Source organism: Amycolatopsis sp. NPDC049253, assembly GCF_040678995.1.
Lineage (GTDB): Bacteria > Actinomycetota > Actinomycetes > Mycobacteriales > Pseudonocardiaceae > Amycolatopsis.
Genome location: NZ_JBFAQX010000025.1, coordinates 56,394 through 80,839 on the forward strand (window position 1 = coordinate 56,394; position 24,446 = coordinate 80,839).

At 71.8% G+C, this 24,446-nt stretch carries 20 protein-coding genes; 3 read left to right on the top strand and 17 right to left on the bottom strand.

Annotated elements, in window-relative coordinates; all coding sequences use genetic code 11:
* Positions 1-35 precede the first annotated feature (35 nt).
* From AB0K15_RS36960 to AB0K15_RS36990, 7 genes are read right to left on the bottom strand one after another with little or no spacing between them, the layout of a single operon-like run.
* Positions 36-1,007 (bottom strand): nitronate monooxygenase, encoded by a 972-nt coding sequence (locus tag AB0K15_RS36960; protein ID WP_364061544.1) that lies wholly within the window; start codon positions 1,005-1,007, stop codon positions 36-38.
* Positions 1,004-2,584, bottom strand: coding sequence for an AMP-binding protein (locus AB0K15_RS36965; protein WP_364061547.1), 1,581 nt, complete (start codon positions 2,582-2,584; stop codon positions 1,004-1,006). The genes AB0K15_RS36960 and AB0K15_RS36965 overlap by 4 nt, the downstream gene beginning before the upstream one ends.
* Positions 2,581-3,339, bottom strand: a complete 759-nt coding sequence (locus tag AB0K15_RS36970; RefSeq protein WP_364061550.1) for an enoyl-CoA hydratase/isomerase family protein — start codon at positions 3,337-3,339, stop codon at positions 2,581-2,583. The genes AB0K15_RS36965 and AB0K15_RS36970 overlap by 4 nt, the downstream gene beginning before the upstream one ends.
* Complete coding sequence (locus AB0K15_RS36975; protein WP_364061553.1) at positions 3,339-4,526, bottom strand: CoA transferase; 1,188 nt, start codon at positions 4,524-4,526, stop codon at positions 3,339-3,341. Before AB0K15_RS36975 ends, AB0K15_RS36970 begins: the two co-directional genes overlap by 1 nt.
* On the bottom strand, positions 4,523-5,248 hold the full coding sequence (locus tag AB0K15_RS36980; protein WP_364061556.1) for an enoyl-CoA hydratase/isomerase family protein: 726 nt from the start codon (positions 5,246-5,248) through the stop codon (positions 4,523-4,525). The genes AB0K15_RS36975 and AB0K15_RS36980 overlap by 4 nt, the downstream gene beginning before the upstream one ends.
* Positions 5,245-6,183, bottom strand: a complete 939-nt coding sequence (locus AB0K15_RS36985) for a hydroxymethylglutaryl-CoA lyase (RefSeq protein ID WP_364061559.1) — start codon at positions 6,181-6,183, stop codon at positions 5,245-5,247. The genes AB0K15_RS36980 and AB0K15_RS36985 overlap by 4 nt, the downstream gene beginning before the upstream one ends.
* Positions 6,184-6,235: 52 nt before the next feature.
* On the bottom strand, positions 6,236-6,727 hold the full coding sequence (locus AB0K15_RS36990; protein WP_364061562.1) for a MarR family transcriptional regulator: 492 nt from the start codon (positions 6,725-6,727) through the stop codon (positions 6,236-6,238).
* A 118-nt stretch (positions 6,728-6,845) separates the two neighbouring features.
* On the opposite strand from AB0K15_RS36990, the gene AB0K15_RS36995 reads away from it, so the two are divergent.
* Positions 6,846-8,189 carry an MFS transporter gene (locus AB0K15_RS36995; RefSeq protein WP_364061564.1) on the top strand — a complete coding sequence of 448 codons (1,344 nt, stop codon included), beginning with the start codon at positions 6,846-6,848 and terminating at the stop codon, positions 8,187-8,189.
* Between the two features lie 160 nt (positions 8,190-8,349).
* On the opposite strand, the gene AB0K15_RS37000 is transcribed toward AB0K15_RS36995, so the two are convergent.
* From AB0K15_RS37000 to AB0K15_RS37040, 9 genes are all read right to left on the bottom strand, one after another.
* The gene (locus AB0K15_RS37000; protein WP_364061567.1) at positions 8,350-10,347 is read right to left on the bottom strand and encodes a right-handed parallel beta-helix repeat-containing protein; all 1,998 of its coding nucleotides are present in this window, start codon (positions 10,345-10,347) and stop codon (positions 8,350-8,352) included.
* 201 nt (positions 10,348-10,548) lie between these two features.
* Positions 10,549-11,319 carry an SDR family oxidoreductase gene (locus tag AB0K15_RS37005; RefSeq protein ID WP_364061570.1) on the bottom strand — a complete coding sequence of 257 codons (771 nt, stop codon included), beginning with the start codon at positions 11,317-11,319 and terminating at the stop codon, positions 10,549-10,551.
* A complete protein-coding gene (locus AB0K15_RS37010) occupies positions 11,316-12,383 on the bottom strand; it encodes an alcohol dehydrogenase catalytic domain-containing protein (protein ID WP_364061573.1) in 1,068 nt (355 codons plus the stop codon). The genes AB0K15_RS37005 and AB0K15_RS37010 overlap by 4 nt, the downstream gene beginning before the upstream one ends.
* Complete coding sequence (locus AB0K15_RS37015) at positions 12,380-13,234, bottom strand: amidohydrolase family protein (RefSeq protein WP_364061576.1); 855 nt, start codon at positions 13,232-13,234, stop codon at positions 12,380-12,382. Before AB0K15_RS37015 ends, AB0K15_RS37010 begins: the two co-directional genes overlap by 4 nt.
* A complete protein-coding gene (locus AB0K15_RS37020; RefSeq protein WP_364061579.1) occupies positions 13,231-14,175 on the bottom strand; it encodes an aldo/keto reductase in 945 nt (314 codons plus the stop codon). The genes AB0K15_RS37015 and AB0K15_RS37020 overlap by 4 nt, the downstream gene beginning before the upstream one ends.
* On the bottom strand, positions 14,172-16,103 hold the full coding sequence (locus AB0K15_RS37025) for a hypothetical protein (protein ID WP_364061582.1): 1,932 nt from the start codon (positions 16,101-16,103) through the stop codon (positions 14,172-14,174). Before AB0K15_RS37025 ends, AB0K15_RS37020 begins: the two co-directional genes overlap by 4 nt.
* 95 nt (positions 16,104-16,198) lie before the next feature.
* Complete coding sequence (locus AB0K15_RS37030; RefSeq protein WP_364061585.1) at positions 16,199-17,140, bottom strand: carbohydrate ABC transporter permease; 942 nt, start codon at positions 17,138-17,140, stop codon at positions 16,199-16,201.
* Positions 17,130-18,050 (bottom strand): sugar ABC transporter permease, encoded by a 921-nt coding sequence (locus tag AB0K15_RS37035; protein WP_364061588.1) that lies wholly within the window; start codon positions 18,048-18,050, stop codon positions 17,130-17,132. The genes AB0K15_RS37030 and AB0K15_RS37035 overlap by 11 nt, the downstream gene beginning before the upstream one ends.
* Positions 18,047-19,414: a carbohydrate ABC transporter substrate-binding protein gene (locus AB0K15_RS37040; protein WP_364061591.1), complete on the bottom strand. Its 1,368-nt coding sequence runs from the start codon at positions 19,412-19,414 to the stop codon at positions 18,047-18,049. The genes AB0K15_RS37035 and AB0K15_RS37040 overlap by 4 nt, the downstream gene beginning before the upstream one ends.
* Before the next feature lie 276 nt (positions 19,415-19,690).
* Here AB0K15_RS37040 and AB0K15_RS37045 point away from each other — a divergent pair, with 276 nt between their 5' ends.
* Both AB0K15_RS37045 and AB0K15_RS37050 read left to right on the top strand, forming a co-directional pair.
* Positions 19,691-20,470 (top strand): FadR/GntR family transcriptional regulator, encoded by a 780-nt coding sequence (locus AB0K15_RS37045; RefSeq protein WP_364061594.1) that lies wholly within the window; start codon positions 19,691-19,693, stop codon positions 20,468-20,470.
* A gap of 401 nt (positions 20,471-20,871) precedes the next feature.
* Complete coding sequence (locus tag AB0K15_RS37050; RefSeq protein WP_364061597.1) at positions 20,872-22,533, top strand: long-chain fatty acid--CoA ligase; 1,662 nt, start codon at positions 20,872-20,874, stop codon at positions 22,531-22,533.
* A gap of 9 nt (positions 22,534-22,542) precedes the next feature.
* Here the strand turns inward: AB0K15_RS37050 and AB0K15_RS37055 are convergent, their stop codons facing one another.
* The gene (locus tag AB0K15_RS37055) at positions 22,543-24,360 is read right to left on the bottom strand and encodes a GAF domain-containing protein (RefSeq protein WP_364061600.1); all 1,818 of its coding nucleotides are present in this window, start codon (positions 24,358-24,360) and stop codon (positions 22,543-22,545) included.
* Between the last annotated feature and the right edge of the window lie 86 nt (positions 24,361-24,446).

Consider the following 24,446-nt stretch of genomic DNA (forward strand, 5'->3'; position numbering starts at 1 on the left):
TCGCCGTCATCCTCACGCAGAATCCCGCCCGCCCGCTACTCCCCCGCGTTCACGACGGCCGGAAGACCGGCCAGCGCTGCCCGGTACTCCGCCACGATCCGCGACACGATCTCGGCCGCGGGCAGGACCTCGTCGACCAGCCCGGCGGATTGGCCGGCTTCGACCTTGCCGTCCGTGACGTCACCGTGCAGGGCCGCGTCCTTGAGCGTCGAGGCCAGGAACGTCTTGCGCCGCACGGATTCCTCCGCTCCGGTGGTCTCCAGCTCGAGCATCCGGGCGGTGAAGTCGTTGCCCAGGGCGCGGATCACGCCCAGGCCGTGGCCGACCGTGCGGGTGCTGTCGACGCCCGCGGCGAGCACTGCCCGCTTGTAGGCGTCATGGACCGCGGCCTCCGTGCTGGCCAGGAACCGGGTGCCGAACTGGGCCGCGCCGGCGCCGAGGGCGAGCACGGCGGCCAGGCCGGCACCGTCGGCGACACCTCCCGACGCGACCAGCGGCAGCGACGGGACCGCGCGCGCCACCGCGCGCACCAGCACGGACGTCCCGACCATCGCGGGCGGCGGGTGCCCGCCGGCCTCGGCGCCGACCACCACGAGCCCGTCGACACCGGCGTCGGCCGCCTTCCGTGCATGCTCGATCCCGGCGACGACGTGCAGGCAGCGAGTGCCGAGGTCGTGGAACCGCTGCAGGTACCGGCGCGGACCGCCCTGGGAAGCGATCAGCACGGGCGGGCGGTGGCGCGCCAGCAGGTCGATGACTTCGTCGGCGCCCGCGCGGTGGAGCGGGAGGTTCACCGCCCACGGCCGCTCCGTGCCCGCGGCGACCTCGCTCAGGACCCGGTCGAGCTCGGGCAGGCGCATCGGCCCGGCCGCCACCACGCCGAGGCCGCCGGCGTTGCTCACGGCCAGGGGCAGCGCGGAGCACGACGACGCCCACGACATCCCGGCCTGCACGATCGGCAGGTCGAGGCCCAGCAACCGGGTCACCGGCGTCTCGACGCGGATCACGCCTGCCCCAGCAGGGATCGGGCGTGCGCGGCGAGCCGGTTCTTCTGGATCTTGGAGCTGGCGGTCATGCCGATGTTCTCGAAGCCGTCGACCACACGCAGGTGCCGCGGCACCTTGAAGCCCGCCATCCGCTCGCGAGCCCACGCGAGCAGCTCCGCCTCGGTGACACCGGGCTCGGTGAGCACGACGAACGCGAAGGGGACCTCGACCAGCCGCGTGTCGGGGACCCCGACGACGGCCGCCTGCCGGATGAGGGGATGCCGGTGCAGGGTGTCCTCGATGTCCGCGGGCGCCACGTTCTCCCCGCCGACGCGGATGATGTCCTTGGTGCGGCCGGTGAAGTGGAACCGCCCGGAGGCGTCGAGCAGGCCGAGGTCGCCGGTGGCGAGCCAGCCGTCCGCGTCGATCGTCTCGGCCGTCTTGACCGGGTCGTCGAGGTAACCCACCATCACGTTCCAGCCGCGCACCAGCACCGATCCCGGCTCACCGGGCGCGCAGTCGCGGTCGCCCTCCCACGCGCGGATCCGCACCTCGACACCCGGTTCGACGGCCATCGCGCCGGACGCGCGGATCTCTTCGGGCTCCCACCACGCCGACTGCGCCACGTTCGGCGAAGCCTCCGAAAGCCCGTATCCCGCAACACATTCGCGGGCGCCGAGCTCGTCGATCACGCGCCGGATCACCGTCGGGGACGCGGCCACCCACGCCCCGCGCAGGCACAGGTTCCGCCGGGCCCGGTCCGGGTGGTTGAGCAGCAGCAGGGCGATGGTGTCGTTGCCGGAGAAGTGCGTGCAGCGCTCGGTTTCCAGCAGCCGCAACGCTTCGCCCGCCTCGAACCTCGGCATCGTCACGAGCGTGGTGGCGTGCTGGGCCGAGGCCAGCACGGAGAGCGTGCTGCCGGCGACGTGGAAGAACGGCCGCGCCGAGTGGAAGCGGTCGCCGGGGCGCAGGCCCATGCGGGCACCGGAGAAGAACGCGTCCGCGCACATGCTCCCCTGCGTCAGCAGAACGCCCTTCGGCCGGGAGGTGGTGCCGGAGGTGTACTGGACCAGCAGCACGTCGTCGGGGGTGGCCGCCGGTTCCGGCGCCGCGCCGCCCGCCGCGAGGAAATCCGCCCACCGCGTCGCGAACGCCGGGACGTCGTCGCCCAGCACCACGACCGTTTCGAGGTCGGGCAGGGACTCGACCCCGATCTCCCGGAGCATGGCGGCGAAGTCGACGTTGAGCACCCGGGAGGCGGTGAACAGCGTCCGCACCCGGGCATGGTCGAGGGTGTAGCGCACTTCATCGGCGGTGCACCTGGTGTTGACCGGTACCGCGACCGCTCCCGCGGCCCCCACCGCGAGGAAGAGCGCCACCCAGTGCGGGCCGTTGCCGAGGCAGATCCCGACCCGGTCGCCGCGGCCGATCCCGGCCGCCGCGAGCCCGGCGCGGACCCGCTCGACCCGCCGCGCGAGCTCGCCGTAGGTCACGCGCTCCTCCGCCGTGACGACCGCCTCGACGTCCGGCGCGAGCAGGGCCGCGCGGGCCAGGACCTCGTGTGTGGTCAGCGGGCACGCGATGCGCAGCGGGGTCATTTCTCTTCTCCGTTCCCGGCGGTGAAGCGGGCCACGCCGTCGCGCCAGCCTCCGTCTGCCAGGCAGTGTTCGATGGCGGCGAGCTCGATCCGGATCCCGCGGTCGAGGTCGGTCTCCGAGCCGAGGTCGACCGCGCGCTTCGTGAGCGAGATGGCCAGCGGCGGCGCCTTGGCGATGCTCGCGGCCGTGTCGTCCCCGGCCGACGTGAGACCGTCGGGCGGGACGACCCGGGTGACGATGCCCAGGGCGGCGGCCTCGGCGGCGTCGAGCGCGCGGTTGGTGAACAGCAGCTCCTTGGCCCGGCGTTTGCCGATCACGCGCTGCAGGCGCTGGGTCGCGCCGACGGTACCCCAATGCGGCTCGGGGAACCGGAAGACGGTGCCCGCCGCGGCGAGTGCGAAATCGGCGGCGAGCGTGAGCTCACCGCCCGAGCCGACGACCGCGCCCTGGACCAGGGCGACGACCGGCACCCGGCACTGTTCGACCGCGGCGTAGGCGGCGAAGGCCGCGACCCGGCGGCGGCGCACCCACGCGGCGTCCTTGCCGGTGCGCTCCTTGAGGTCGGCACCCGCGCAGAACACCGGACCGCGCCCGCTCAGCAGCACCACCCGGACCTCGTGGGACGCGTCGATCTCCTCGAACGCCTCCCGCAGCTGGTGGCACATCGGCAGATCCAGGGCGTTGCGGGCCTCGGGACGGGTCAGCTCGACCCGCGCGATCCCTTCGCTCACTTCGAGCCGCACCCGCTCGGCCATCAGATCACCCCCGCGGCCCGCAGGCCTTCGATCTCGGTCGCGTCGAGCCCCAGGGAAGCCAGGACGTCGTCGGTGTCGGCGCCGAGCCGGGGCGGCACGCCCACGTCCGGCGGCTCGCCGCCGGTCTCGCGCAGGGGCGTGCGCAGCGCGGGGAACGGCCCCTCGGCGGGATGGGTGAACTCGCCGACGACACCGCGGGCGGCCGCGTGCGGGTCGGCGAGGGCCTCGCGCACCGAGCGGACGGCGCCGGCCGGCACGTCGGCCGCGCGCAGCTCCTTCACCAGCGCGTCCCGGTCGTGCCGCGCGATCGCGCCGCGCAGGGCCTTCATCACGCGGTCGCGGTGCTCGACCCGGCCGGAATTGTGCCGCAGCACCGGATCCGCGGCCAGCTCGTCGAGGCCCAGCACCGTGCACAAAGGACCCCAGTGCTGGTCGCTGCCGCTGATGTGCAGCCATTCGCCGTCTCCCGCCTGGAAGGCAGCAGAAGGAACCCGGCCGGGGTGTTCGGTGCCGGTGCGCACCGGGTCCTCGCCGAGGGCGAACAGCCGCGCGGCGTTGAGCGCGTGCAGGCTCAATTGGACGTCCATCATGGACACGTCGAGATGGCGGCCCCGGCCCGTCGCCGCGCGCCCGGCCAGCCCGCTCAGCACCGCGATGACCACCCAGAGCCCGGAAGACAGGTCCGCCACGGGGATTCCCGTCTTCGACGGGGGCCCGTCCGGTTCGCCGGTCATCGCCATCACGCCGGACAGTGCTTGGAAGACGGTGTCGTAGCCCTTGCGCTCGCGGTCCGGACCGGTCTGGCCGAACCCGGTCGCGGACACGTAGACCAGCTCCGGGCGCCCGGCCGACAGGTCGGCGTACCCGAGGCCCAGGCGGTCCATGGCACCGGGCAGGAAGTTCTCGACGACGACGTCGGCCCGCTCGGCCAGCCGCCGCGCGACGGCCTGCCCGCGCGGGTCCTTCAGATCGAGGGCCACGGACTTCTTGCCCCGGTTGAAGGCGAAGAAGTAGGCGCTCTCGCCGTGGGGCAGCAGCGGTTCGAAGCCGCGGGTCTCGTCGCCGGACCCCGGGCGCTCGACCTTGACGACGGTGGCGCCCAGCTCGGCCAGGATCTGGGTCGCGAGCGGTGCGGCGAGGACGCGGGAGAAGTCCAGCACGGTGATGCCGGCGAGCGGGGCGGTCATCCGCGGAACCCCCGCATCAGCGCGTTGACGTCCTGGCCCGCGCGCATCGCGGCGTCGGTCGGCAGGTCCGCCACACGGTAGAACAGGTCCTTCGCCGCGGCGATCGCGCGCGGTTGCACCTTCGCCCAGCGCTCGGCGATCTCCAGCGCGGCCGGGAGGACTTCGTCCGGCTCGACGACGCGGTTGACCAGGCCGTGCTCGAACGCTTCGGCGGCGGTGAGCAGCCGTCCCGTGCTGACCAGCTCGAACGCGAGCTTGCGGCCCAGGTGGTGGACGAGCCCGGTCATCACCAGCGCGGGCACGATCGAGTGCTTCAGCTCCGGGTACCCGAACTTCAGGTCGGTCCCGGCGACGACCATGTCGGCGCCGATCGCCAGGCCGGCGCCACCGCCGACCGCCGCACCGCGCACGGCCGACACGACCGGCACCCGCAGCTGCCGAGCCTGCACCTGCAGCTTCGCGGTGAGCGCGGCCCGTTCCAGCACGGCGTCGGGCTGGTCGGGCGTCAGGGACGAGAACTCGCCGAGGTCGGCGCCCGCGCAGAAGCCGCGCCCGGCGCCGGTGAGGACGACGGCCCGCACGTCGCGGTCGGCCCCGGCGTCCGCGAAGGCGTCGCTCAGCGCGCGGGTCAGCGCCGTGTTCAGGGCGTTGAGCTTCTCGGGGCGGTTCAGCGTGAGGACTCGGACGGGGCCGCGGTCCTCGATCGCGAGAGAGGCGGTCACGGGTTCTCCTGGTTCGGGGTCGGGGTGAATCCGGCGCGGGCCACCATGCTGTGCAGGGGCCGGCCGAGCGCTTCTTCGCAGGCGGCCGAGGCCTTGGCCAGCAGGTCGAGGTCGAGACCGGTCTCGACGCCCATCGCGTCGAACAGGCCGGCCAGGTCCTCGGTGCTGACGTTGCCCGTGAGCCCGGCGCCGTAGCTGATGGCGGCAGGGTGGCCGCCGACCCCGCCGAGCGCGGTGTCGAAGTTCCGGCAGCCGGCCTCCAGGGCCGCGACGGCGTTGGCGATGCCGGTGCCGCGGGTGTTGTGGAAGTGGGCGACGACCGGCAGCCCCGGATGTTCGCGCGCCAGCCGGGAGAACAGCGCCCGGACCGACGGCGGGGTCGCGACCCCGGTGGTGTCGCCCAGGGTGACGAGGTCGGCGCCGAGCTCGGCGAACCGGGCCACGTCCTCAGCGACGCGACCGGGGTCGACCACGCCCTCGAACGGGCAGCCGAACGCCACCGACACGACACCGACCAGCTTGAACCGGCCGCCGGCCAGCGCGACCATCTCGGTGACGCGTTCCCATTGCCCGGCTCTGGAGGTGCGGAGGTTGCGCTCGGTGTGGCTTTCGCTGGCCGAGACCAGCAGGCTCAGCTCGTCGGCGCCGCGACCGGCGTCGAGGTCGACGAGCGCGCGCCGCACCGCACGCGGGTTGGGGCAGGTCGCCTTGAACGCGACGCCCGGGCGCCGGGTGATCCGCGCCAGCACGTCGGAGGCGTCCGAGAAACCCGGCACCCGCTGCGGGTGGCTGTAGCTGGTCGCCTCGACGCGCCGGAAGCCCGCGGCCGTGAAGGAGTCCAGCAGCGCGACCTTCGTCGTCGTCGGGACGTCGACCGGCTCGTGCTGCAGCCCGTCGCGGGCGAAGCATTCGCAGATCGTGACGGCGTCGGACATCGGGCCACCTCCTGTTCGGTGGCTCCAGAACTACGCGGCGCTGTTGATAAAGTCAACAACCACGGTCGCCCGGGTGGGCCCGCTCACGTTCTTCGACGGCCAGCGCCAGGTCGGCGAGCTTGTCGAGAGCACCGCGCAGCACCGTGGCTTCCTGCGGGGTGAGCGCGGCCAGGAACTCCACGTCACGCTCGTTCGCCGCGGTGATCAGCCCCCGGTACACGCGGGTTCCCTCGCCGGTCAGGGCGAGCTGGGAGGTGCGGCCCGAGCCCGCCGTGCGGTCGACCAGGCCGCGCTCGGTCAGCCGGCTGACCACCCGGCTCATCTGCGCCTTGTCCAGCCCGGCGCGGCGGGCGAGGCGGTTGAGGGTCAGCGTGGGATCGGCGGCGATGAGCGCGATCGCCCGCCACTCGCCCAGGCTGACGTCGAACTCGCGCCGGTAGCGCAGCGCCGCACTGCGCGACATCGCCGACGACGTGCGCGAAAGCCGGTAGGAGAGCAGCCCCGAAATGGGCACGAGGTCTCGGCCGTCCGCGCGTTCCGTCATGACGCGTGATCGTAGCTTGACCGGACTCGGTGTTGACAAACACAACACCTGATGCGGAGACTGCTGCCGCACGCCCCGCCTGAAGAACACGCCCACCTGACAAGGGAGTCGAGTAGCCGTGGCCGAACGCCCCGCCGTCACCGGACGGCCCGCCGAGCAGATCCGCGCCGGCGACCGCGCCTCCACGTACCGGACCATCGCGCTGCGGGTCATGCCGCTGCTGGTGGTCTGCTACGTCGTCAGCTTCGTCGACCGCACCAACATCGGTATCGCGCAGCAGGGTCTCCAGCGTGACCTCGGGTTCGGCTCGGCTGTCTACGGGCTCGGGGTCACGCTCTTCTTCGTCGGGTTCATCCTGTTCGAAGTGCCCAGCAACGCCCTGCTCGCGCGGATCGGCGCCCGCAAGACGCTGGTCCGGATCATGGCCACGTGGGGTGTGGTGACGATCGCGACCTTGTTCGTGCAGGACGAGATCACGTTCTACCTCGCCCGGTTCCTCCTCGGCGTGGCCGAAGCGGGCTTCTTCCCGGGGGCGCTGTTCCTGCTGGCGCAATGGTTCCCGTCCGCGCGCCGGACGCGGATGACCGCGGTGTTCTTCATCGGCGTCCCGGTCTCCGGTGTGCTCGGGTCGGTCGTCTCGGGCTGGATCATGCACTCGCTCGGGGGCGCCGCCGGCCTGGCCGACTGGCAATGGCTGTTCCTCGTCGAGGGAATCCCGCCGATCCTGCTCGCCGTGCTGGTCGCCTTCTTCCTCGCCGACAACCCGGAGCAGGCGAAGTGGCTGAGCCCGGCGCAGAAAGCGCTGGTGCGGGCCGACCTCGAGGCCGACCGGCGCTCGAAGGGGACCGCGCCCGCACACCGAGGCGGCATGCTGTCCGCGCTGCGCGACCCGAAGGTCTGGATCCTCGGCTTGTGCGCCTGCGGCGCCTACACCCTGGCCAACGCCGTGTCCTACTGGACCCCGCGGATCATCGCCGAAGCCGGCGTCGGCGACGTGCTGAACCTCGGCCTGTTCTCGGCGATCCCGCCCCTGCTCGGCATCGTCGTGATGCTGCTGGTCGGCCGCCACTCCGACCGCACCCTCGAACGCCGCTGGCACGCGGCGGCGAGCTGGCTGGTGGCCGCCGTGGCCATGCTGGCCCTCGCGTTCTCCGGCGGCAGTGTCCTCGTGGTGATCGTCCTGCTCGCGGTGATGGCCGCCGCCCACTACTCGGGCCTGACGGTGTTCTACTCGATCCCGTCGATCTACCTCGACGACCGCGCGGCCGCGACGGGCATCGCGGTGGTGACGTCGATGGGCTCCATCGCCGCCGCCGCTTCCCCCTCCCTGCTGGGCTTCATCCAGTCGGCGACCGGCAGCCTCTCGCTCGGCCTGGTGATCAGCGCGGGCATCGTGCTCCTCGCGGTGATCGTGCTGCTGGTCGGCGTCAAGGCGTCGGATCTCAAGGAAACGCACCACTGAGCCGAGTTCCGCCGCGCCCGGTGTGGCGGAAGCTGGACGGTTGTTCTTCGGCGCGGCGGAGAACGCCGCGACGCCCGGGAGAGAACTCCGGATCGGAGTCGCTCCCGGGCGTCGCGGTGTGCCGGTCAGAGCCGGCGGGTGGGGGAAGTGCCGTTCGGGGTCAGGACGGGGCGCCGGGGTGCGGTTGCGGACGGATGCCCGCCTGGTCCATCACCGCTTGCGCCGCCGGGGGCCAGGTCCCGTCGGTGAGGTGGACGTTGCCGTCCAGCACGTTGTTGTGCGGGGAGCCGGTCGCGACCTGGGTGGCGCCGGTGTTGTACCAGTTGCCGGTGAAGGTGTTGTCGTTGGTGTTGTTGGTGGCGCTGGCGTTGGTGAACGCCCAGACACCGGCGTCCTGGATCACGTTGTGCGAGAGGCTGACGTAGCGCGAGCCTTCGTCGAGGTACAGCCCGACCGTGCTGTGGTTGTCGTAGATGTAGTTGTCGTCGATCACGGTGCCCGGGTCGGCGGAGAGGTTGTAGATGCTTCCGCCGTCGTGGAAGACCTTCTTGGTGCCGTGCACGAGGTTGCCACGCACGACGGTGTCTTTCAGCGTGGTGGGCGTGGTGTACACCGGCTGGTAGTCGTACAGGCCCCGGTTGCGGTAGTCCTGGCTGCCGCCGGGATCGTTGGCGCCCCAGCCCCAGCCGACGTCGATGCCGTCGTAGGCGAGGTCGGACACTTCGTTGTGCTCGATCACGGCGTGGGTGACGTAGGTGCTCAGGATGCCGGCCATGTCCTTGTAGTCCCGCGCGACGTTCGTCACGAGGTTGTCGGTGATGGTGATGTCCTTGTTCGTCATCGCCGGGTCGCTCGGGTGGTGCGCGTCGGGCTGCACCCCGCCGACGACGATGCCGGAACCGGAGTCGTCGGTGAAGGTGTTGCGCTGCACGGTGATCCCCGACGCGCCGAGGCCGATGCCGGAGGCGTGGGCGTTCGCGTCGTTGCCGATGCCGAGCGCCACCTGGCCCAGGTGGGCGAACGTGTTGCCCACGAAGGAGATGTTGCGAGCAGCGGAGACCTGGACGGCGGCGGGAACCTGGTTCCAGCCGTTGCGCGTGGCCTCGAACTGGGGGCAGCCGAGCTGGCAGGAGGTGAGGAAGTCCGCCGGCTGCGGATACGTCCCGGTGATGAAGGTGCCGCTCTGCTGGTCGGCGTAACCCACCGCGGTGCCGGGCTGCAGCCAGGTGGTGTGCTCGAAGCTCAGGCCGCGGAAGGTGACGTCGTGGACGGGCTGGGCCGGCGTCCCGCTCAGCCGGACCAACGAGCTCAGCCGCGGCAGCTCCACCTGGCTGTGCGCCGGGGTCTGCCCGGGGGCGGCCTTGTAGTAGAGCTTCCCGGCCCGGGGGTCGAGGTACCACTGCCCGGCCGTCTTCAGGAACGAGTAGGAGTTCTCCAGCAGCAGCGTGCCGCCCGCGAAGGGGTGCGCGAGGGTGTCGTAACCCCAGTTGTTGTTGTTCCACGCGGGTTGCTGCATGGTGATCGTGGTGCCGCTGATGTGCTGCACGGGCGCGTACCGGTCCGTGAAGGAGTTCTGGCTCTCCACCTCGATCCGGTTCTGGTCGGGCAAGGTGGCCAGGTAGTCCAGCGCCGGGTTCACAATGGACAGTCCGGTCGTGGTGACCGAGAGATCGGTGCGGGCGATGCTGACCGCGGCCCGCGGCGCGAGCGCGCCGTCCACGACGAGCTGGCGCGTGTCCACGCCCTTCGGGGTGTCGGCGACGTAGATGTTCGCCGCCTTGTCGTGCAGCTTCCAGCCGGTCACGGCCTGTCCCCCGGACAGGACCGGGGTCTGGCCGGGCCGGGCCTGCCACGTGATGGTGTGGCCGTTGCGGCCGGAGTCCTCGGCGGTGAACGTCAGGGGCGCCGTGAGCCGGTACGTGCCGCCGGCGAGCTCGACGGTCACGTTCGCCCGGCCGACGAGGTCGCGGGCCAGTTTCTGGGCTTTCTGCAGCGAGGCGAGGGGACGGCCGGCGCTGCCCGGGTTGTGGTCGTTGCCGTTCGGCGCGACGACGATCGTGAACCCTGGCGGTCCGGCCGCCTGCGCAGCGGGCGCGACCGCGACGGCCGCGGCCGAGACGGCGAGCGCCGTCAGCACTGTTCTGGCGGTGTGACGCATGTGCACCATCCTTGGGGGAAAGGGGAACCGGGAAGTTCGCGAGGGCGGCCGGCGAGCGAACCGCAGAAGCGCTCGGCCGGCGCGAACCGGTGGCCCTCGCGGGCGCGGGACGCGGTGTTCGAACAAGCCGGACGGCATCGTCCGCCTTTCGTCGCGGTGGCTCGCGGGAGGTTCAGGCCCGCGCCGCCGCGCGGGAGGGGTTCATCGGCCCAGCCATCCGCCGTCGACCGGGATGAGGGCGCCGTGGACGTAGTCCGACGCCGCGGAGGCGAGGAAGACGGCCACCCCGGCGAAATCGTCGGGCCGCGCCCACCGGCCGGCGGGAATGCGGTCGAGGATCGCGGCGAAGCGTTCGGGATCGGCGCGCAGGGCCTGGGTGTTGTCGGTCTCGACGTAGCCGGGGACGATGGCGTTGACGTTCACGCCCCGGCCCGCCCACTCGTTGGCCAGCGCGCGGGTGAGCCCGGCGATGCCCGACTTGGCCGCGGCGTACCCGGGCACGTTGATGCCGCCCTGGAAACTCAGCAACGAGGCGGTGAACACGATCTTGCCCCGGCCGCGCTCGAGCATCCCGGCGCCCACGGCACGGGTGAGCGCGAACTGGCTCGTGAGGTCGACGGTGAGCACCCGGTCCCAGTCGGCGTCGGAGTGCTCGGCCGCCGGAGCGCGCGCGATGGTGCCGGCGTTGTTGACCAGGATGTCCACGGGCCGCCCGAGATCGGCGAGCGCGTCCGCCAGATCCGCCACGGCGGCCCGGTCGGTGAAGTCGGCGCTCAGCGCGGTGCAGCGGCGGCCGAGCGCGGTCACGCGGGCCTCGACCTCGCTGCCGGACGGCTCCTGGTTCGCGCTGACGGCCACGATGTCCGCGCCGGCGGCGGCCAGCGCCTCGGCCATGCCGAGGCCGATCCCGCGGCGGGCGCCGGTGACCACCGCGAGCTTGCCGGTGAGGTCGAAGGCGGACAGGCCGGTCACCGTGCCTCCTGCCCCGCGCCGGTCCGGCAGTCGACGAGCACCTTCATCACGCCGGCCCCGCTTTCCAGCGCGGTGAAGGCCTCCGTGACGCGGTCGAGGGGTTCGATCCGCGAGATCAGCGTTTCGGCCGGGATGACCCCGTCGGTGAGCAAGCCGACCGCGGTGGTGAAGTCCTCGCGCTCGTACAGGCGCGCGCCGAGCAGGGTGAGCTCCCGCCAGAAGAACCGGTGCAGGTCCACCTCGCGGGCCGCCGGGTGGATCGCCACCTGGACCAGCCGGCCCCGCGTGGCCAGCGCGGCGACCGCCGTGGTCACGCCCGCCGCCGCGCCGGACACCTCGAACGCCACTTCGGCACCGGCGCCGCCGGTCCACTCGTCGAGGGCGCCGGCGAAGTCGCCGGCCGCCGGGTCGAGCGCGGTGAGGCCCAGCCCTTCGGCGACGGACCGCCGGTACGCGTCGGGTTCGGCCAGCACGACCGACGCGCCCGCCCGCCGCGCGACGAGCGCGATGAGCACACCGATCGGTCCCCCGCCGACGACGAGTGCGTGCTCCCCCTCGCGCAGCTGGGCACGCCGCACGTCGTGCACGGCGACCGCGGTCGGCTCGACGAGAGCCGCGTGGTCGAGCCGCAGGTCGCGGGGCAGCGGCACGAGCGTGTCCGCGGGCACCGTCCAGCTGTTCTGCAGCGCGCCGGACGCGTCGATGCCCAGGAAGACCAGGCGGTGGCACACGTGGGTGTGGCCCGCGCGGCAGGCGGGGCATTCGCCGCACCACCGCAGCGGCAGCACCGTGACGGGGTCGCCGGGCCGCCAGTCCGCGACCCCGGCGCCGACCTCGGCGACCCGGCCGGACATCTCGTGCCCGATCACGGCGCGCGGCGAAACCCGCCCGTCCATGTCGCCGTGGAAGATGTGCAGGTCGGTCCCGCAGATCCCGGTGTAGGCCACATCGACCCGGACGTGGCCCGGCGCGGGTGGCTCGGTGTCGCTCGGCTCGACGACCAGGGCTCGGGCGCCGGCATAGGCGACCCGGCGGGCGGCGGTGCCGCGTGTCAGGGAGGTCATTCGGGGTCCTTTCGTGGTCCCTGCTCGGCGCTGCGCACCCGGTAGGTCCGGGCGGCGTTGTCGTGGAAGACGGCTTCGGCATCGGCAGCCGGATGAGCGGCGAGTGCGGTGCGGACGAGGTCGAGCCACGCGTCGTGGTCGGTGGCCAGCGTCAGCACCGGCCAGTCGCTGCCGTAGAGGCAGCGGCCGGGGCCGAACACGTCGAGCGCTTCGCGCAGCGCGTCGACGACGGCGCCGCGGGCGGTGCCCGGCGGGGTTTCGGTGGCCAGGCCGGAAAGCTTGCAGAGCACGTTGCCGCGTCCGGCCAGCCGCCGCAGATCGCGGCGCCACCGGTCGTAGCCCGGTCCGCCCGGCGTGGGTTTTCCCAGGTGGTCCAGGACGATCGTGGTCCGTGGGCAGGCGGTGGCCAGTTCGGTCAGCTCCGGCAGCTGGTGCTGTCGGACGCAGGCGTCGAACGGCAGGCCGGCCTCACCCAGCAGGCGGACTCCCGCGCGGAAGCCGCGGTCGCCGAGGAAACCAGGCGGTTCGTCCTGCGCGTTGCGCCGCACCCCGACGACGAACGGATCGTGCTCGTCGACGAACTCGCGGGCCAGCACGGGATCTCCGAGCTCGACGTGGGCGACGATCCCGCGGATCCACGGGTGCCGGCGCGACTCCTGCCGGATCCACGCGATCTCGGCGGCGGCGTCGGCGGGCACCCGGCCGGCCTCGACGACGATGACCTCCGCCCGGCCCGGGAACTGCTCGGGGGTGCGGGGGCGGTCGAGCCCGGCGACGCCGTCGAGCCACGGGTAGCGCAGCCGGCGCGGATCCCAGAAGTGCACGTGCGAGTCGAGGACGGCGGCGGTCACGACCGCTCCCCCGGGTGCTGGTTCTCCGGGCGCCCGTTGGCCCACCCGCGGTCGCGGACGGGTTCGAGGCAGGCCTCGATTTCACGCACCAGGTCCTCGTCGAGAGGCTCGTCCAGCCATCGGACGTCCCGCCGCACTTCGTCCGAGTCCGCGGCACCGACGATCGTGACCGGGAAGTCCCCGGTGCTCACCGCGTACTGCAGGGCCACGCGCGCCAGGTCCGCCCCGCGTTCCCGGCACACCGCCGCCGCCTCGGCGCAGCGCCGCAGCACTTCCTGCGGCGCGGGGTGCCAAGGCGGTGCGCCCTGTTGCGTCAGCGCGCCCATCGCCAGCGGCGCGGCGTTGAGCACGGCGGTGCCGAGGCGTTCGAAGCCCTCCCGCCACTCGGCGAGCCGCCGGTTCTGCAGCGTGTACTGGCAGTAGGAGATGATGGTGTCGACCGGGGCCCGTTCGGCGACGTACGCGAGGGCCGGCAAGGGAAAGCCGGTGATCCCGACCGCGCGTACCAGTCCCGATTCCTGCAGGGCACGCAGGGCGGGCAAGGTTTCGCCGGCCACCTGGTCGAGATCGCCGAACTCGATGTCGTGGCACTGCACGAGATCGAGGTGGCCGGCGCCGAGCCGGGCCAGGCTTTCGTGCACGCTGCGCGTGACCCGGCCGGCGCTGAAGTCGAAATCGGCCTGCCCGTAGCGGCCGACCTTGGTGGCCAGCACGTAGGCGGACCGCTCCACGCCGCGCAACGCTTGTCCCAGCACGGTTTCCGCGACCGTCTCCCCGTAGAAGGGCGACACGTCGAAGAACGTGATGCCGAGCTCGAGTGCCGTGTGCACGGCGTCGATGCCGCGCCCGCGGGCCGGGCCGGTGAGCCGCCCCAGGGGTGCGGCGCCGAAACCGAGCCGGGACACCTCCAGCCCGGTGCGGCCGAGCGGGGCGCGGTTCATTCGGGTTCGCCCGACGGCATGGCCTCGAAGGGCGTGGTGTACGAGGGCGTGCGGGCCCGCAACGCCAGCTCCAGCGTCAGGCTGATGCGGGTGGACGGGGGCAGGTCGACTTGCAGCCACGGACCGTCGAGCTCGATCGACGAGGACGTCACGACCGGTTCGCGATGGCCGTAGTCGTACAGGTCGCCGATCCACGACGGGTCGTCGCAGACGCTGTAGCGAGCCGTCCGGACGTGGTGCTCGGCGAACGCGCCGGCCTGGACGATCACCGACCGGGTCGAGAACGGGTCGAGGTTGACGAGCTCGACCACCGTTTCCTCCGGCTCGATGCGCGAGACGAGTGCCGCGACCGACGGGGGCAGACCCGGGCGGCCGGCGATCGCGTCGAAGTAGCGCACGCGGGCCTGCTGCAGTCCCCCGTTGTAGACGACCTGCGGGCCGCCCCACGTGAGCTGGACCAGCGCCTCGGTGACGACCGGGTTCGACTGCTGCCAGAGGTGGATGTCGGCCTCGGGGACGTCGAGGCCGCGGTAGCGCTCCATCCGCGCCAGCCGGTGGCGCACCTGGGCCTGGGCCGCCGCGAGGATCCGCTCGGGGTAGCCGGGGTTGTCGCCCGACAGGTAGGCGAACCACGGCTCCTCGTGCCCGGCCTCTTCCTTGCTGCGGAAGGAACGCACCGTTCGCCAGTCGTGGCCCGCGGCGGCACGCAGCCGTTCGAGGCGCTCGCGGTCCTCCCGGGCCCCGGAGTGGTGCCACAGCGCGGCCGGCACACCCATCAGCATCGGGTTGTGGTCGAACCACCCGTGATCGCCGTAGCGGTAGGGCACGTGCAGCGTGGGCGTGTCGACGTCCGGGCCCAGCTGCACCGTCCACTTCGACTGCAGGCTGGAGTCGGCGTCGGTGAAGGCCATGACCTTGCCCTGGCCGATGATCGTGTCCAGCGCCGGGCGCACGAGGTCGGTGTAGCCGTCGTCGCCGGTGGCCATGGCCGCGGCCAGCGCGGCGACGATCGCGGCGTGCCCCACGCTGTACCACCCGTGCGGCCAAGACCAGCCGTAGTGCCCGCCGTACCACCGGCCCTCCAGCAGGCCACCGACCGTGCCGTCGGGAGCGACGTTGTCGGGCAGGACACCGCCGTTGGCGGCGGCCCGTTCGCGCCAGGCACCCACGTAGTCGGCGAGCCAGTCGCGGTAGCGGCGGTCTCCGGACAGCAGCAGGGCGTTGAAGACCAGTCCGGACACGGCGAGATTGACCGCGGTGTCCCCCACTCCCATGCGGCGGCGCATCTGCTCGCCCAGCCGCGGATCGGGATCCGCCGCCGGCTGCCCGGCCCCCGCCGGCACGAGCCACTCCAGGGGAAAGCCGTACATCCGCGCTTCCTGGGGCAGCCAGGGGTACGAATCGCCGTCGAAGAGCCCGTCGCGCGCGGGGTCGCTGCCGTTGTGGGGACGGCGGATGATGCGGTGCTCCGGGTCGTAGTTGCCGTGGGCCGGATCGACGTACAGCTCGGCGAACCGCAGGGCGCGCTCGCGCCACCGCTCGGGCGCGGCCATGCACAGGAAGTACAGCAGCAGCAGGCTTTCGCCTTGGTGGAACCAGTCGTAGCCGCGTTCGTACTCCTCGCTCAGCATGCCCAGCTCGGTCAGCTGACGGGTGACACCCTCCCAGTGCCGCTCCGCCTCGCCGAGCAGGTCGTCGGCGCCGCCGAGCAGGTAGAGCTGGGGCCAGTTGAAGAAGGTTTCGTAGAAGTCGTCCACCCCGTCGCGGGTGGTGAGGCCGCCCCGGTAGACGAGGCGCCCGTCCGGCCCCGTGTAGTCACGCGCGAACGTGCGCCAGGCCGTGTCGAGCAGGTCGAACAGCTCGCGCTGCGCGATCGCCCAGCCCGGGGGTTCGAGCAGCGGTACCGAGGCCGTGATGACGGGAAACATCGAAGATCTCCATTCGGGGGCGGCCGCCACCCGCGGACGGCACCCGAGGTGCCGCCGCGCGTGTGGACGGTGGTTCCGCGTCGAGCCGGGGTGGGCTATTCCTTCGTCGCGCCGGCGAGCATTCCCGCGACCAGGAAGCGTTGCGAGAACAGGAAGACGAGCAGGACCGGCGTGATCGCGAGCAGGGTCGCCAGCGCCAGCTCCGGGCGCTGGACCGCGGCGGTGCCGACGGTGGGGTTGAACTGCGGGACCGCGTTGAGGAGGTTGCCCAGGCCCACCTGGACGGGGAACTGGTCGCTCTCCGGCAGCAGGACGTAGGGCAGGAAGTAGTTGGTCCAGTTGGCGACGAAGCTGAAGAAGCCGACGAGCGCCACGACCGGCATCGCCAGCGGCAGGGCGATGTGCCGGAACACGCCGAACTGCGAACACCCGTCGAGTTCCGCCGCCGCGATCAGGTCACGCGGCAGCGAGGTGCTGAAGTAGATGTAGGTCAGGTACACCCCGAACGGGTAGAACGAGTACGGCAGGATGATCGACCACATCGAACCGATGAGGTGGACCGCGTTCACCTCGAGGAACAGCGGCACCACGAGGGTCGCGTTCGGCATCAGCATGACCACCAGGGTGGCGACCAGCAGGGTGCGGCGGCCGCGGAAGTGGTTCATCGCGAGGGCGTAGCCGGCCGGGATCGCGACGCACAACGTGATGACCAGCGCGATGAACGAGTACACCGCGGAGTTGCCCAGCCACTGGAAGATCGCATTGTCCTGAAAGGACGTCAGCGCGGTCCAGTTGTCCGCGAGGGCGTGCCATGAACCGAATGAAAGCGGGTTGCCGTGCACGAGCTGGTCGTCGGTCTTCGTGGCCGCCAGCAGCAACCACACGACCGGCAGCACGAAGAACACCAGGAACAGCACGAGTACCAGAGCCGACAGCGGGTTCGGCCATCGCCGGGCACCACGCCGTGGCCGCCCGGCGGACGAGCGGACGCTGCCCGCCGAAGTGACCGCTGCCGGGATACGGGTGTCAGTCGGCATCGAAGAACCCCGATCGGGCCACGAACACGCCGGCGACCACGAGACCGATCACCAGGAGCTCGACCGAGATGGCCGCGGCCGTGTTCACGTTGTTGTTCTGGAAGGCGAAGTCGTAGGACAGCTGGTTGAGCGAGTAGTCGCGCCCGGCGACGCCGACACTGGCCTGCGAAAGCAGCTGCGGTTCGACGAACAGCTGCGTCCCCCCGGCGAACGCGAGGATCGCCATGTAGACGATCCACTTGCGCAGCAACGGGATCTGGATGTGCCACGCCGTGCGCCACGCACCCGCGCCGTCGATCCGCGCCGCTTCGAGCAGGTCGGGAGAGATGTTGTTCAGCGCGCCGTACATCACCACGATCCAGCCGCCCGCGCCGGTCCAGAACGCGATCAAGGTGAACAGCACCGGCAGGTGGCCCGGCGCCACGACCTCGCCGAAGGTGCTGAAACCCAAGGCTCGCAGCAGGAAGCTCACCGGGCTCACCGTCGGGTCCAGCACGAACAGCCAGACCATCACGCTCGCCGCACCGGCGAGCGCCCCGGGGATGTAGTATAGGAACCGCAGGACGCGGCTCACCCCGGCCGAGCGCACGCGGTGCAGCACCAGAGCCAGCCCGACCACCAGCACCACCAGCGAAACCAGCCAGCACACGAGGTACAGGGCCACGTGGCCGATCGCGGACAGGTAGCGGAAGTCGCCGGCGGCCGCGACGAAGTTCGCCAGGCCCGCGAAGTTGTCGCCGGCGTCGGTGAACGCGAAGTACACCGCGTACACCGTCGGCACGACCCCGAACGCGATCAGCAGCACCACGTAGGCGGCGACGAACAGGTGCCCGCCCCGGCCCGGCCAGGTCGCCCGCCGTCGTCGCGACGGGCTCCCGGCCGGGCGGGCGGTGGTGGCCACGGTGCTCACTGACTGACCTCGTAGCCGTCGGACCGCGCGTAGTCGGTGACGGCCTTCTGCCAGTCGGGCAGCATCGACACGATCGTCTTGCCCGCGGTCAGCCCGGGCGTGACGGTCGCGGCCCAGATCGCCTCCTGGCTGAACTGGCCGTAGCCCCAGCCCGGCCACACCTGTGCGGCCGCGGTCTGCAACGGCCCGGTGATGTCACCGGAGTAGTAGCCACTGGACGTCTGCTTCGCGAGCCAGGTCTTCGCCGCGGGCGCGTACGCCGGGTAGCCCGGCGAGACCTTGCCCTGGTACTCGTCCGAAGTGGACACCCACGTGAGGAAATCGGCGGCGTCCTTGAGGTTGGCGCTGTGGGCCGAAAGCAGCCAGGTACCGCCGCCGACGTTGCCGACCGAAGGCGCGTTGTCCCCGGCCCACTGCGGCAGCGGAGCGGCCGCGATCTGGCCCGCGGGCGTCTTGAACGCCTCGTTGAAGATCGAGCCGCCGAACCACGAAGGCCCGGGCATCATGAGGACCTTGTCGGCGGAGTTCTTGTCGAAGTCCGAGCTGAACACGCTGCTGGTCGCCATGGTGTGGTTCTGGACGAGGCTGTCCAGCAGCGCGGCCATCCGCGTGCACTCGGCGCTCGTCGTGTCGACCTTGACCGCCTCGGGCCCGGTGATCCGGTTGGCGCCGCACTTGCTCGCCCACAGGTAGATCTCCGGGGTGAAGTTGTCCCCCGCCGTCCCCACCAGGTAGCCGGGGTGCTCGGTGGCCAGGCGCTTGCCCAGGGCCTGGTACTCCTCCCAGGTCTTCGGCACCTGATAACCCCACTGCTTCATCAGCGGCGCGTTGTACCAGAGCACGGTCTGGGCAAGATCGTTGCGCAGGCAGTAGAGCGTGCCGTCGACCAGGCACGGATCGTTGGCACCCGGGGCCCACCCGCGCAGGGTGGCGTCGGGGATCAGGCCCTTGTTCAGCGGCGCGGTGAAACCGGCCTGCACCGCCCAGGACGCTTCGTTGTTCTGGGAGCTGAACACCACGTCCGGCCAGCCGCTGCGGGTGCGGTTGAACAAGCTCACCTTGGTTTGCAGGTAGTTCGAGCCGTTCGCGTCGCCGTCGTAGGTGACGATGTCCATCTTCACCGCCGGGTGGGCCTTCTGGTACAGCTGCGCGGCGGGCAGCCGCGTCGAGTCGACCCAGACGGTGAGCTTCCCGCCCGTCTGCTGCACCGGCTGGAACCCGTTCTGCGCACCGGATCCGGTCCCGCCGTTGCCGCACGCGGCGACCGCGGCCAGCACGGCGGCGACGCCCAGCGCGAGGCCCGCGAACCGGGCGCGGCGGTGGGTTGCTCTCCTGGCGCCGGCGGCATCGGCTTTGGCTGTCATGACTACTCCACTCCATCGTGGGGACCGCAGGTTGTACCCGAACGGACAACGAGGTGCCGGTTATGTGTCCGACACATCTGAGGCCGTCGGTCGCTTCGGAGGTCTATAAGAGCCCGTGACAGAGCTTCCGTCAAGAGGTACGGACCGGTTTTCCTCAGAGCGGGCAGGCAAAATGAGTAGTACTCATTTCTCACAACTGCGCCGACGTGTACGATCCTTGAAGTCGTGAGGGGCAAGTCGTACCCTCGCGTTGACCGAACCGAAGGAGGCGAGTGGGTGGACGGCGTGCCCGCACCGGTCGAACCCGACCCCAGTGGTGACGACCGGGTGGCAACCCCGCCACAGGCCGCGTACCGGCCCGGGTACGAGGTCGTCGCCGAGCAGATCCTCCAGCTCATCGCGCAGCTGCGGCTCCAGGCCGGTGATCGCATGCCCACCGAGAACGAGCTGGCCGCACAGCTGGGAACCTCGCGCACGGTCGTGCGCGAGGCGGTCAAGATCCTCTCCGCGATCGGCCGGGTGCGCGCGCAGAAGGGCCGCGGGCTCTACGTCGCCGACGACGAAGGCATGCTGGGTTCGGCGCGCTGGGGCAGCTTTTTCCTGCCGACCGACCTCGACCACGTCTACATGCTCTTCGAGTTCCGGCGGGTGCAGGAGATGACGGCGAGCCGGCTGGCGGCGACCCGGGCCACCCCCGGGGAGCTCCGGTCGATCGAAGCGGCCGCGGAAACCTGCCGCCAGGGGCATCTGACCGGAGAGGCGGCGCTGTTCGACCGCGGGGACGACGAGTTCCACCTCGGCATCGCGGCCGCGTCCCACAACCAGTTCCTCCTGGCCGCCGTCCGCGAAGTCCGGCGGCTGCAGCACCAGTCCAGCACGATCGGCCTGCGCGGCACCGTCGGCGGGCACGCCGCCGAGGCGATCGACGAACACGCCGCCATCTACCAGGCGATCCGCGACGGCGATTCGGAGGCCGCCGCGCAAGCCGCCGCGGTCCACCTGGACAACACCCTCGAGGACTACCGCCGGGAAATCCGGCGGCGGGTGTTCGGCTGACGCGCGAGGTTCAGCTCGCCCCCACGGCCGACCGACCGGCGGAGCCGTCCGGTCCACCGCCGGCCTGACCCCGGCAACCTCTGCCTCGGCCAGGGCGCGTGAGGGCCCGGCTTTCGGGGCGCCTCGAGGCCTGCGTTGTCGGCCTGCGCCAGCCTGGGCCCGAATCTCACTGGGATCAGCCGGCGGACAACGGCGCGGCCTCGGTGCGCAACACCGATCACAGCCGTCGGCCGGCCCGTTCCGGGACCGAGCGGAGTGTGGGGATTCTCCTCCGAAACCGGCGGGCGAGTGGATGGTTCCTCCCTCTGGTCGGCACTGGACCGCGCTTAAGGTCTCTTGCGGCGGTGAGCGGATGCCGCCCGTCTCCTGGGGCGAAACCCGCCGGCCGAAAGAGAAAACCCATGCCTGAGCAGTCCCCCGTCTCCCCTCCCGCCGAGGCGACCGGCGCAGTGGAAGGGCTGATGCAGCCTCGGCCGCTGACCATCGCGCACATCCTGGAGCGCGCCGAGCGGCTGTATGCGCACAAGCACGTGACGACGGCCGGTGGCGAGCGGCTCACCTACGCCGAAGTGGCGGACCACGCCCGGCGGCTGGCGACCGCGCTCGACTCCCTCGGTGTCCCGGCCGGTGCCCGCGTCGCCACGTTCGCGAGCAACAGCCGCCGCCACTTGGAGCTCTACCTGGCGGTACCGGCGACCAAGCGGGTGCTGCACTCCCTCAACATCCGGCTCTCGGCGGAGCACCTGGAGTACATCGCCGGCCACGCCGAGGACGACGTGGTGTTCGTCGACCGCGGGTTGCTGGCGAGGATCTGGCCCAGCGCCGGGAAGCTGCCGCGGGTGCGGTACTGGGTGGTGCTGGCCGACGGCACCGGCGACCCGATCCCGGCGGACCCCCGGATCCTGGACTACGACGAGCTGATCGCCGGTGCCGAGCCGTTCGCGGGCTCGTTCGAGGAGACCTTCGAGCTCGCGGACGAGAACCTGGCCTCCGGGCTGTGCTACACCTCCGGCACCACGGGACCGCCCAAGGGTGTGCTCTACAGCCACCGCTCGACGATCCTGCACTGCCTGGGGACGCTCGCGGCCGGGCTCATCGGCCTGTGCGAGAGCGACGTCGTGATGCCGATCGTGCCCATGTTCCACGCCAATGCGTGGGGCCTGCCCTACGGCGCGATGATGGCGGGCGCGTCCCTGGTGCTGCCCGGCGCGTCCGCGGAGCCGGATCACCTGCTGGGGTTGATGGAAACCGAGCGGGTCACCGTGGCCGGCGCCGTTCCGACGGTGTGGACGAGCCTGCTTCCCGAGCTGCGCCGGCACGATCTGAGCGCCACCCGGTTTCTGCTCGGCGGCGGTTCGGCGGTGCCCCCGGCGTTGTCCGAGGCCTACCGCGCCGCGGTCGGGGTGCCCGTCACGCACTCCTGGGGGATGACCGAGATCAGTCCGGTGGGAGCCATCGGCGGCACCCGCACCCAGCACCGGGAGGCGACCGAAGCGGAGCAGGTGGCCGTGCGCGCCGCGCAGGGGCAGCCGCTGCCGCTGGTGAACGTGCGGATCGCCGATGTCGAGACCGGACGGGAACTGCCGCGCGACGGCAACGCGGTCGGCGAGCTCCAGGTCGCCGGTCCGTGGGTGGCCGGCGGCTACTTCCGGACCGACGGCGGCGAGAGCTTCACCGGCGACGGCTGGTTGCGCACGGGCGACCTGGCCACCATCGACGCGCACGGGTACCTGCGGCTCGTGGACCGGATCAAGGACCTCATCAAGTCCGGTGGCGAGTGGATTTCCTCGGTCGAGCTCGAGGCCGCCCTCTCCGCGCACCCCGACGTCGTCGAGGTCGCCGTGATCGCCCGCCCGGACCCGCGCTGGATGGAGCGCCCCGTCGCCTACGTCGTCGTGCGCGAGGGCAGCGCCGCCACCGCCGAGGACCTCACCCGGCACCTCACGCCCAGGGTCGCGAAATGGTGGCTGCCCGACGAGTTCGTCTTCATGACCACACTGCCCAAGACGGGCACGGGCAAGCTGTCCAAGACCGCGCTGCGGGAATCGCTGCGCCCGGCCTGAACCGGTCCGTCACGACGAGGTGATCGCGCGCAGCCCGTGCAGCCGCAGTCCGAGCTGCAGTTCCAGGTCGTCGTTGTCCCGCCAGTCCTGGCCGAGCACGGTGCCGGCGCGGTCGAGCCGTTTGAGCAGCGTGTTGACGTGCACGTGCAGCGCCCGCGCGGTTGCCGCGACGTTGGCGCGATGGACGAAGTAGGCGGTGAGCGTGCCGACGAGATCGCTGCCGCGGCGCTGGTCGTAGTCGAGCAGCGGGCCGATCGAGCCGGCGATGAACCGGTCGAGCTCCCGGACCCGTTCGGGGTCGAAGACCATCGCGTAGAGCGCGTACCGGCCCGTGGTGGCACCCACATCGGTGTGCCCGAGCGCGCGCATGACCGCGCCGCAGCGGCCGGCGAGGGAGAAAGCACGTGACCAGTCGTGGTTGGCCACGCGTTCGGCGACGACCACGACCGGCCCACCCGCGGCGCGGCGCAGCCGGCGCTGGACTTCCTCGACGGTCTGCTCGTCGTCGGCGCTGGGCAGGATCATCGTGGCCCGGCCGAGGTGTTCTCCGGCCAGTCCACAATGGTCTCTCGCGATGTCGTGCAGGTGGCGCGAGAGTTCGGTCGAGGACGACGTCGCGGACTCCGCGACGAGGACGAGAGCCAGGCGGTCGGGATCGATGCCGCGGGCACGGGCCCGGACGCGCTGGGCCGCGCCGATCCCGGGGCTGCCCACCATGAGCTCGGTCAGCAGCTCTCCGCTCAACCGCTCACTCGCGTCGGCGACCGCACGCTCCTTGAGGATCAGCAGTCCCATGACGTGCGTGGCTCGCTCCAGGGTGCGCAGGTCGAGATCGGCCACCTCGCCGGCTTTCCGGCTCCACGCCAAGGCGCCGAGGTGGCTGTCGCCGGCCCGGATCGCCACCACACTGCGGGTGCCGCCCGCCCGGTCGACCGAGGTCGTGCAGCGCCCCGAACGATGCGCGGTCCGGACGGCCTCGGTCAGGTCCGCCTCCGCCGGGGGCGGGCTCGGATCCACTCCTGAATCCCGGTGCACGACCACCGCGCCGGTCCGGTCCAGCAGCGTGACGCTGCCCCCGAGCTGGTCGGCCAGCAGCTGCGCGACATCGCCGGGCGTCCCGCCCTCCAGCACCGCGCCGGTCAGCACTTCGTGGGTCGCTTGCGCCCGTTCCATGACCGCCATGTGGTCCTCGATCTTCCGGTACGCCACCCGCAGGTCCTGCAGGGCCGTCCGGCTCGCCTCGTAGAGCCTGGCGTTGTCCAGCGCCACCGCGGCGTGGTCGGCGAACGCGATCAGCAACGCGATCTCGTCGGCTTCGAAGGACCGCTCGGTCCGGTCGGCGGCGAATAGGGCGCCGACGGCTTCCCCGCGGATGACCAGCGGCACGCCCAGAAGCGCGACGAGTTTCTCGGTGCCGACCAGCCGGTCGAAGTTCGCGTCGTGGTCGATCACCGTCGCGGACGCGTAGTTGCGCACCCAATACGGCCTGCGGGACGCCAGCACCTTGCCGCCCAGTCCCACATCGGCCGGGATGCACGCCGCGAGGAAAGCCGCGGAGATCGTCCCTTCCGAGGCCCGGGCCGAGAGCTTGCCGTCGTCGCCGACCAGTGACAGGTAGGTGAAGTCGGTACCCATCAGATCGTGGGCGTGGTGGACGATCGACTGCAGGACCTCGTCGAGTTCGCCCAGCGCGGTCAGCGACTTGGCCGTCGCGTACAACGACGCCAGTTCACGTTGGCGGCGCAGCAGCGACACCGACTCCGCTTGCTCAGCCCGACCACCGGCCACGATGCCGTCCTCCTCCGCGCGGGTGGGCGAAAGTCCCACCGAATCGGCGTGAGGTGTGGGTGATGCACACCTCATCCGCAGAGTAGTGGCTCCTTAATATGACCGCCATCACGTGCCGATGTCCT

Bases quoted from the DNA above. Each gene is read 5' to 3' on its own strand.
- AB0K15_RS36965 (WP_364061547.1), bottom strand. From the start codon at position 2,584: ATGACCCCGCTGCGCATCGCGTGCCCGCTGACCACACACGAGGTCCTG.
- AB0K15_RS36970 (WP_364061550.1), bottom strand. From the start codon at position 3,339: ATGGCCGAGCGGGTGCGGCTCGAAGTGAGCGAAGGGATCGCGCGGGTC.
- AB0K15_RS36975 (WP_364061553.1), bottom strand. From the start codon at position 4,526: ATGACCGCCCCGCTCGCCGGCATCACCGTGCTGGACTTCTCCCGCGTC.
- AB0K15_RS36985 (WP_364061559.1), bottom strand. From the start codon at position 6,183: ATGTCCGACGCCGTCACGATCTGCGAATGCTTCGCCCGCGACGGGCTG.
- AB0K15_RS36990 (WP_364061562.1), bottom strand. From the start codon at position 6,727: ATGACGGAACGCGCGGACGGCCGAGACCTCGTGCCCATTTCGGGGCTG.
- AB0K15_RS37000 (WP_364061567.1), bottom strand. From the start codon at position 10,347: ATGCGTCACACCGCCAGAACAGTGCTGACGGCGCTCGCCGTCTCGGCC.
- AB0K15_RS37010 (WP_364061573.1), bottom strand. From the start codon at position 12,383: ATGACCTCCCTGACACGCGGCACCGCCGCCCGCCGGGTCGCCTATGCC.
- AB0K15_RS37020 (WP_364061579.1), bottom strand. From the start codon at position 14,175: ATGAACCGCGCCCCGCTCGGCCGCACCGGGCTGGAGGTGTCCCGGCTC.
- AB0K15_RS37025 (WP_364061582.1), bottom strand. From the start codon at position 16,103: ATGTTTCCCGTCATCACGGCCTCGGTACCGCTGCTCGAACCCCCGGGC.
- AB0K15_RS37030 (WP_364061585.1), bottom strand. From the start codon at position 17,140: ATGCCGACTGACACCCGTATCCCGGCAGCGGTCACTTCGGCGGGCAGC.
- AB0K15_RS37040 (WP_364061591.1), bottom strand. From the start codon at position 19,414: ATGACAGCCAAAGCCGATGCCGCCGGCGCCAGGAGAGCAACCCACCGC.
- AB0K15_RS37050 (WP_364061597.1), top strand. From the start codon at position 20,872: ATGCCTGAGCAGTCCCCCGTCTCCCCTCCCGCCGAGGCGACCGGCGCA.